Below are 7870 nucleotides of genomic sequence, written 5' to 3'. Positions count from 1 at the left end.
CGCGGGCGGTGCGACGATTCGACAAGCCCGCTCACCACAGAAGCCTAATTGCCATAGATTCCGTATTCACTGGAAGTTGTGTAGATACCCATGCCCCGATGAGGCCCTCACATACACCACACACTCTATCAGCCAGCCCCCGGCACATTCGGCCAAAGATCCGCCACCAGGAACAAGCGCTCGGCTTCCTCCCAATCCGCGCCGTTCTGCACCATGCGCACCAGCAGCTGCGCAGGCGCCATCGGATCAAGGTCTGCCAGCCAGGCCCGCATCTGTTCTTCACTCCACACTTCATCCGCCGGGTAATGCGCCGGCGCCAGCCACGCATGCCGGGGCAACGGTTGCCAGCGGCCTGGCGCACTGGCGCTGACAAAATCCCGCCAGTCCCGCTGATGCAACCAGCGCCCGCGCAGATGCTGCGGGTGTGCGCCTTGGGGCGGTTCGGCCAGCCCAGGCCAGGGATAGAGCAAATACCCGCCGAGCCACAGGTGCGCATCAAACTGCTGAATATCCAGGGCTGCCAACACCTCGCGGCTTTCTGCGCGCGCCGAGATCGGCAGTTGATGCTGGGCCAGGTGCGCCAGCTTGCGGTCCAGCCGATCATGGCAGCCTGGGCCCAGCCACTGCGTGGTGTCCTGGTCGTTGCCGTCCTGCGGGCCCAGGTAGAGTTTGATCGCCAGTTCCAGGTGATGCACGCCATTGCGGTCGCGCAGCAGCATGTCCAGTTCGCCCAGTGTGTGCCCGGCGCGGCGGATCGGCAGGTTGGCGGCAAGCAACTCCACCCCCGGCGCATGCTGCACGGCGAACTGCCACAGGCGTTCGTAGTACAGGCCCAGGCGCCGGGTGCGTGACAGGCTCAACCAGTGCTGCAAGGCGCGGCTGTCCTGGTCGAGTGCGCGTAGCCAGTGTTCAAGACGGTCGGGCGCCTGCACCCAGTCGCTGCCCGCCAGCGGGTGGCGCTGTGGCCACGGTGTCTGCGCGAGCATCGGTGGGGCAAGCATCACCCACGCCAGGTCGCGCACCTCGGGGTGGCGCAGATGGCGGGGCAGGTTGTGCAAATCCGGGAACACAGTCATGGTCCGAGCATAGCCTTTTAACCGTTGCGCAGGGGGCTGAGAACCGTTGTCATCAAGGCTTCACGGCGACAAAGGATTTTGCCTGAGCCGGCCTTTCGCCCATAATCGTTTCTTTTTTGCCCCACCCCCAATCCCGCAGGAGCCCCATGGAGCACTTTCGCAATATCGGCATTATCGGTCGCCTGGGCAGTACCCAGGTGTTGGACACCGTCCGCCGGCTGAAAAAATTCCTGCTGGAACGCCACCTGCATGTGATCCTCGAAGACACCATCGCCGAAATCCTCCCCGGCCACGGCCTGCAAACCTCCTCGCGCAAGATGCTCGGCGAAGTCTGCGACATGGTCATCGTGGTCGGCGGCGACGGCAGCCTGCTCGGCGCGGCCCGGGCCCTGGCGCGGCATAACGTGCCGGTGCTGGGGATCAACCGTGGCAGCCTGGGGTTTCTCACCGATATCCGCCCCGATGAGCTGGAAGTCGAAGTGGCCAAGGTGCTCGACGGCCATTACCTGGTGGAAAACCGCTTCCTGCTGCAGGCCGAAGTGCGCCGCCACGGCGAAGCCATCGGCCAGGGCGATGCGCTCAATGACGTGGTGCTGCACCCGGGCAAATCCACGCGGATGATCGAATTCGAGCTGTATATCGACGGCCAGTTCGTGTGCAGCCAGAAGGCCGACGGCCTGATCGTCGCCACGCCCACCGGCTCCACCGCCTACGCGCTGTCGGCCGGTGGCCCGATCATGCATCCCAAGCTCGATGCCATTGTGATCGTGCCGATGTACCCCCATATGTTGTCCAGCCGGCCGATTGTGGTCGATGGCAACAGTGAGCTGAAAATCGTGGTGTCCAAAGACATGCAGATCTACCCGCAAGTCTCCTGCGACGGGCAGAACCATTTCACCTGCGCCCCCGGTGACACCATCACCGTGAGCAAGAAGGCACAGAAGTTGCGCTTGATCCACCCGCTGGATCACAACTACTACGAAGTGTGCCGCACCAAGTTGGGCTGGGGCAGCCGCTTGGGGGGTGGAGGCGACTGATGCTCGATCCCGCGCGTAGCTACGACCTGATTGGTGACGTGCACGGTTGCGCTCATACCCTTGAGCACTTGCTCGACCAGATGGGTTACCACAAGCAGGGCGGCACCTGGCGCCATCCTTCGCGCATGGCGGTGTTCCTCGGCGATATCATCGACCGTGGCCCACGCATTCGCGAGGCGCTGCATATCGTCCACGACATGGCCGAGGCCGGCCAGGCGCTGTGCATCATGGGCAACCACGAGTTCAATGCCCTGGGTTGGGCCACACCGGCGCCGCCGGGCAGTGGCAGGCAGTTCGTGCGCGAGCACACCCCACGGCATGAGCGGCTGATCCACGAGACCCTGACCCAGTTCGAGCAGCACCCGGCCGACTGGCACGACTTCCTCGCCTGGTTCTACGACATGCCGCTGTTTGTCGATGCCGGGCGCTTCCGCGTGGTGCATGCGTGCTGGGACGACGGCTTTATCCAGCCGCTGCGCGCGACGTTCCCGGATGGCTGCATCGACCGGCACTTCCTGCAGGCCGCCGCCGTGCCCGGCAGTTTTGCCTGCAACGCCTTCGACCGCCTGTTGCGCGGCACCGATATGCGCTTGCCGGACGGCCTGACGCTGACCGGTGGCGATGGCCTGACGCGCTCGTTCTTCCGCACCAAGTTCTGGGAGGACGACCCTAAGACCTACGGCGACATCGTATTCCAGCCCGACGCACTGCCTGAGCCGGTGGCGCGCACGCCATTGTCGCCCCATGAAAAAAACTCCCTGCTGCGCTACGGCGCCGACGAACCCTTGCTGTTCGTCGGCCATTACTGGCGCAGCGGCAAACCGGCGCCGATCCGCCCGAACCTGGCGTGCCTGGACTACAGCGCGGTGCTCTACGGCAAGCTGGTGGCGTACCGCCTGGACCAGGAAACCCAATTGGATCCGCGTAAATTCGTGTGGGTCGACGTTGAGCGGCCCGAGGTGATTGTATGAGTACCGTGCCCGTATTGCGCTTGCCGTTGAGCGTCGACCTGGGCGGTTTCGTGAAACTGCTGCAACGCATGCAAGTGCCCCATCGCGTCAGCGAAGAAGCCGGCGAGCAGGTGCTGTGGGTGCCCGAGACCATCAGCGATGACGTGCGCGTGCTGTACCAGCGCTTTCCCGCCGGTGACCCGGACCAGCAACTGGATATTCCCGAACAGGCGCCGGTCACACGTCCGGGCTTTGTCCAGCAAGTGCGCCATAGCCCGGTAACGGCGCTGGTGCTGCTGGCAAGCATCATTGTCGGCGCCGTGACCTTGCTCGGTGAAAACCTGCAAGCCATGAGCTGGCTGACCTTCCTGCCGTTTCGCGTGATGGGCGAGTACATCCAGTTCACGCCGTTCGCCGACATGTTGGCTTCCGGCCAATGGTGGCGGCTGTTTACGCCGATGCTGATCCACTTCGGCATCCTGCACCTGGCCATGAACGGCATGTGGTACTGGGAGCTGGGCCGGCGTATCGAAGTGCGCCAGGGCAGCATCAACCTGCTGGGCCTGACCCTGTTGTTCAGCCTGGTCTCCAACTACGCGCAATATGCCTACGGTGGTCCCGGCCTGTTCGGTGGCTTGTCCGGCGTGTTGTATGGCCTGCTCGGGCATTGCTGGATCTTTCAACTGCTCTCGCCCAACCCGGCCTATCGCTTGCCCCGTGGGGTGCTGGTGATGATGCTGGTGTGGCTGGTGTTGTGCCTGTCGGGGCTGGTGTCGATGATCGGCTTCGGCGAAATCGCCAACGCTGCCCATGTCGGCGGCCTGGTTATCGGTTGCCTTACCGGTTTGCTCGGCGGTGTGTATAACCGTCGCAAATCCTCTCTTTGATAAGGAAGAGCCTTATGTCCTCTTTTGCTGAAATGATCGAAAACATCACCCCGGACATCTACGCGAGCCTCAAGCTCGCCGTGGAAATCGGCAAGTGGTCCGATGGCCGCAAGCTCAGTGCCGAGCAGCGCGAGCTGTCCCTGCAGGCCATGATCGCCTGGGAGATCCAGAACCTGCCGGAAGAGCAGCGCACCGGCTACATGGGCCCGCAGGAATGCCAGTCGAAATCGACCACCGTGCCGAACATCCTGTTCAAGTCGGATGCGATCCATTGATTGAAATTGGTCGCGGTGCAGTCAGCAAAATGTCGGCGCAACTCGGTGAGCCGACCGTTCAATACGCGTTTCGCCTGGGCGATACCGAGGTGCCGGTCAACCCCCTGATCGGCACCCATGTGCGCCTGGAATACCTCGGCGCCATTCATTGCAGCCATTGCGGTCGCAAGACCAAGACCAGCTTCAGCCAGGGCTATTGCTACCCGTGCATGACCAAGCTGGCCCAGTGTGACCTGTGCATCATGAGTCCTGAGCGTTGCCATTACGACGCCGGCACCTGCCGTGATCCAGGCTGGGGCGAGACTTTCTGCATGACCGACCACGTGGTGTACCTGGCCAATTCGTCGGGCATCAAGGTCGGCATCACCCGTGCCACCCAATTGCCGACGCGTTGGCTGGACCAGGGCGCCAGCCAGGCGCTGCCGATCATGCGCGTGGCGACGCGCCAGCAATCCGGGTTTGTCGAGGATGTATTGCGCAGCCAGGTGGCGGACAAGACCAACTGGCGTGCGTTGCTCAAGGGCGACGCGGTGGCGGTGGACCTCAAGCAGGTGCGCGACGAGTTGTTCGCCTCCTGCGCCGATGGCCTGCTGCAATTGCAGGAACGCTTCGGCCTGCAGGCTATCCAACCGGTAACCGACCTCGAACCGTTGGAAATCCGCTACCCGGTGGAGCAGTATCCAGCCAAGATCGTCAGCTTCAACCTGGACAAGAACCCGATTGCCGAAGGCACGCTGCTGGGGATCAAGGGCCAATACCTGATCTTCGACACCGGCGTGATCAATATTCGTAAGTACACGGCCTACCAGCTCGCCGTGCATCAGTAGAAGGATGCCACCCATGCGCACCGAACAACCGAAGATGATTTACCTGAAGGACTATCAGGCGCCGGACTACCTGATCGAAGAGACGCACCTGACCTTCGAGTTGTTCGAGGACCACAGCCTGGTCCACGCGCAGCTGGTGATGCGCCGTAACCCTGAGCGTGGCGCCGGCCTGCCGCCGCTGGTACTCGACGGCCAGCAGCTGGAGTTGCTGACCGTCAACCTCGGCGACCAGGAACTGAGCGAGGCTGACTACCAGCTGACGGACAGCCACCTGACCCTGCATCCGACCCGCGAAACCTTCACGGTCGACACCAGCGTGCGCATCCACCCGGAAACCAACACCGCCCTGGAAGGCCTGTACAAATCCGGCAGCATGTTCTGCACCCAGTGCGAGGCCGAGGGCTTCCGCAAGATAACCTATTACCTCGACCGCCCCGACGTGATGAGCACCTTCACCACCACGGTGATCGCCGAGCAACACCGCTACCCGGTGCTGCTCTCCAACGGCAACCCGATTGCCAGCGGTCCCGGCGAAGACGGCCGCCACTGGGCGACCTGGGAAGACCCGTTCAAGAAACCCGCCTACCTGTTCGCGCTGGTGGCCGGTGACCTGTGGTGTGTCGAAGGCAGCTTTACCACCATGACCCAGCGTGAAGTAGCACTGCGCATCTACGTCGAGCCGGAAAATATCGACAAGTGCCAGCACGCCATGACCAGCCTGAAAAAATCCATGCGCTGGGACGAAGAAACCTACGGTCGCGAGTATGACCTCGACATCTTCATGATCGTGGCGGTCAACGATTTCAACATGGGCGCCATGGAGAACAAGGGCCTCAATATCTTCAACTCCAGCGCCGTGCTGGCCCGCGCCGAAACCGCCACCGACGCCGCGCACCAGCGGGTCGAGGCCATCGTTGCCCACGAATACTTCCACAACTGGTCGGGCAACCGCGTGACCTGCCGCGACTGGTTCCAGCTGTCGCTGAAGGAAGGCTTTACCGTGTTCCGTGATTCGGGCTTCTCCGCCGACATGAACTCCGCCACGGTCAAACGCATCCAGGACGTGGCCTACCTGCGTACCCACCAGTTCGCGGAAGATGCCGGCCCTATGGCCCATGCGGTGCGCCCGGACAGCTTTATCGAGATCTCCAACTTCTACACCTTGACCGTGTACGAAAAAGGCTCGGAAGTGGTCGGCATGATCCATACCTTGCTCGGCGCCGAAGGCTTCCGTAAAGGCAGCGACCTGTACTTCGAACGCCATGACGGCCAGGCCGTGACCTGCGACGACTTTATCAAGGCCATGGAAGACGCCAACGGTGCCGACCTCAGCCAGTTCAAGCGCTGGTACAGCCAGGCCGGTACGCCACGCCTGGCGGTGAGCGAGTCCTACGACGCTGCGGCCAAGACCTACAGCCTGACCTTCCGCCAGAGCTGCCCGGAAACCCCGGACAAGGTCGAGAAACTGCCGTTCGTGATCCCGGTCGAACTGGGCCTGCTGGACGGGCAGGGCGCGGGCATGGCCTTGCGCCTGGCCGGTGAAGCCACGGCCGGCGCCACGTCCCGTGTGATCTCGGTGACCGAAGCCGAGCAAACCTTCACCTTCGTCGACATCGCCGAACAGCCGTTGCCGTCGCTGCTGCGTGGTTTCTCGGCACCGGTGAAACTGAGCTTCCCGTATAACCGCGACCAACTGATGTTCCTGATGCAGCATGACAGCGACGGCTTCAACCGCTGGGATGCGGGCCAGCAGCTGTCGGTGCAGGTGTTGCAGGAACTGATCGGCCAGCATCAGCAGGGCCAGGCGTTGCAGATGGACCAGCGCCTGATCACGGCCTTGCGCAGTGTGTTGAGCGACGAAAGCCTGGACCAGGCCATGGTTGCGGAAATGCTGTCGTTGCCGGGCGAAGCCTACCTGACGGAAATCAGCGACGTCGCGGACGTGGATGCCATCCACGCCGCGCGTGAGTTTGCGCGCAGGCAACTGGCTGACAACCTGCATGAGCCGCTGTGGTTGCGTTACCAGGCCAACCGCGAACTGTCCAAGCAGACGCCTTATGTGGCGGCGGCCGAGCACTTCGCCCGGCGTGCCTTGCAGAACATCGCGCTGTCGTACCTGATGCTCAGCGGCAAGCCCGAAGTGCTGGCGGCGACCCTTGAGCAGTTCGACACCAGCGACAACATGACCGAGCGCCTGACCGCGCTGGCGGTGCTGGTGAACTCGCCGTTCGAAGCGGAGAAGGCCCAGGCGCTGGCGGTATTTGCCGAGAACTTCAAGGACAACCCTTTGGTCATGGACCAGTGGTTCAGCGTGCAGGCCGGCAGCCCGTTGCCGGGCGGGCTGGAGCGGGTCAAGGCGTTGATGGAGCACCCGGCGTTCACGCTCAAGAACCCGAACAAGGTGCGTGCACTGATCGGCGCGTTTGCCGGGCAGAACTTGATCAACTTCCACGCCGCCGACGGTTCGGGCTACCGCTTCCTGGCGGACCTGGTGATCCAGTTGAATGCGTTCAACCCGCAGATCGCTTCGCGCCAGTTGGCGCCGCTGACCCGCTGGCGTAAATACGACAGCGCGCGCCAGGCGTTGATGAAGGCGGAGCTGGAGCGCATTCGTGGGTCGGGTGAGTTGTCCAGCGATGTGTTCGAGGTGGTGAGCAAGAGTCTTGCTTAAATAAATCGCTTCGGTAAAAAAAACGGCCTGTTCAGGCCGTTTTTTTTGCCTCGGAGCTTCGTTCAAGGAGCGCTTTTTTGCTGCTGACGTTTCCTGGCAGAAGGCTCTGCTAAGCTGCGGCACTTTTCCTTATTCGGTGGGATCAAC

At 62.6% G+C, this 7870-nt stretch carries 7 protein-coding genes; 6 read left to right on the top strand and 1 reads right to left on the bottom strand.

Features of this window, described 5'->3' with window-relative positions; translation table 11 throughout:
• Nucleotides 1-128: 128 nt before the first annotated feature.
• Nucleotides 129-1076, bottom strand: a complete 948-nt coding sequence (locus BFP99_RS27235; RefSeq protein WP_065948667.1) for a DUF1853 family protein — start codon at nucleotides 1074-1076, stop codon at nucleotides 129-131.
• A 146-nt stretch (nucleotides 1077-1222) separates the two neighbouring features.
• Here BFP99_RS27235 and BFP99_RS27230 point away from each other — a divergent pair, with 146 nt between their 5' ends.
• Genes BFP99_RS27230 through pepN form a run of 6 tightly spaced genes read left to right on the top strand, consistent with a single transcriptional unit; the run spans nucleotide 1223 to nucleotide 7723 of the window.
• Nucleotides 1223-2113 carry an NAD(+) kinase gene (locus tag BFP99_RS27230; protein ID WP_003190745.1) on the top strand — a complete coding sequence of 297 codons (891 nt, stop codon included), beginning with the start codon at nucleotides 1223-1225 and terminating at the stop codon, nucleotides 2111-2113.
• Nucleotides 2110-3084 (top strand): metallophosphoesterase, encoded by a 975-nt coding sequence (locus tag BFP99_RS27225; RefSeq protein ID WP_370737681.1) that lies wholly within the window; start codon nucleotides 2110-2112, stop codon nucleotides 3082-3084. Before BFP99_RS27230 ends, BFP99_RS27225 begins: the two co-directional genes overlap by 4 nt.
• Complete coding sequence (locus BFP99_RS27220) at nucleotides 3081-3950, top strand: rhomboid family intramembrane serine protease (RefSeq protein WP_065948665.1); 870 nt, start codon at nucleotides 3081-3083, stop codon at nucleotides 3948-3950. Before BFP99_RS27225 ends, BFP99_RS27220 begins: the two co-directional genes overlap by 4 nt.
• A gap of 14 nt (nucleotides 3951-3964) precedes the next feature.
• On the top strand, nucleotides 3965-4225 hold the full coding sequence (locus tag BFP99_RS27215; protein ID WP_065927897.1) for a YeaC family protein: 261 nt from the start codon (nucleotides 3965-3967) through the stop codon (nucleotides 4223-4225).
• On the top strand, nucleotides 4222-5052 hold the full coding sequence (locus BFP99_RS27210) for a DUF2797 domain-containing protein (protein WP_027606464.1): 831 nt from the start codon (nucleotides 4222-4224) through the stop codon (nucleotides 5050-5052). The genes BFP99_RS27215 and BFP99_RS27210 overlap by 4 nt, the downstream gene beginning before the upstream one ends.
• A gap of 13 nt (nucleotides 5053-5065) precedes the next feature.
• Entirely contained in the window at nucleotides 5066-7723 is a 2658-nt protein-coding gene (gene pepN, locus BFP99_RS27205) for an aminopeptidase N (RefSeq protein WP_065948664.1), read from the top strand.
• The last annotated feature ends 147 nt before the right edge of the window (nucleotides 7724-7870 follow it).

The organism is Pseudomonas sp. 1 R 17 (assembly GCF_900067035.1).
GTDB classification, from domain to species: Bacteria; Pseudomonadota; Gammaproteobacteria; order Pseudomonadales; family Pseudomonadaceae; genus Aquipseudomonas; species Aquipseudomonas marginalis.
The sequence above is the reverse complement of the archived record's forward strand: the minus strand, read 5'-3'. Positions and strand labels throughout refer to the sequence as shown.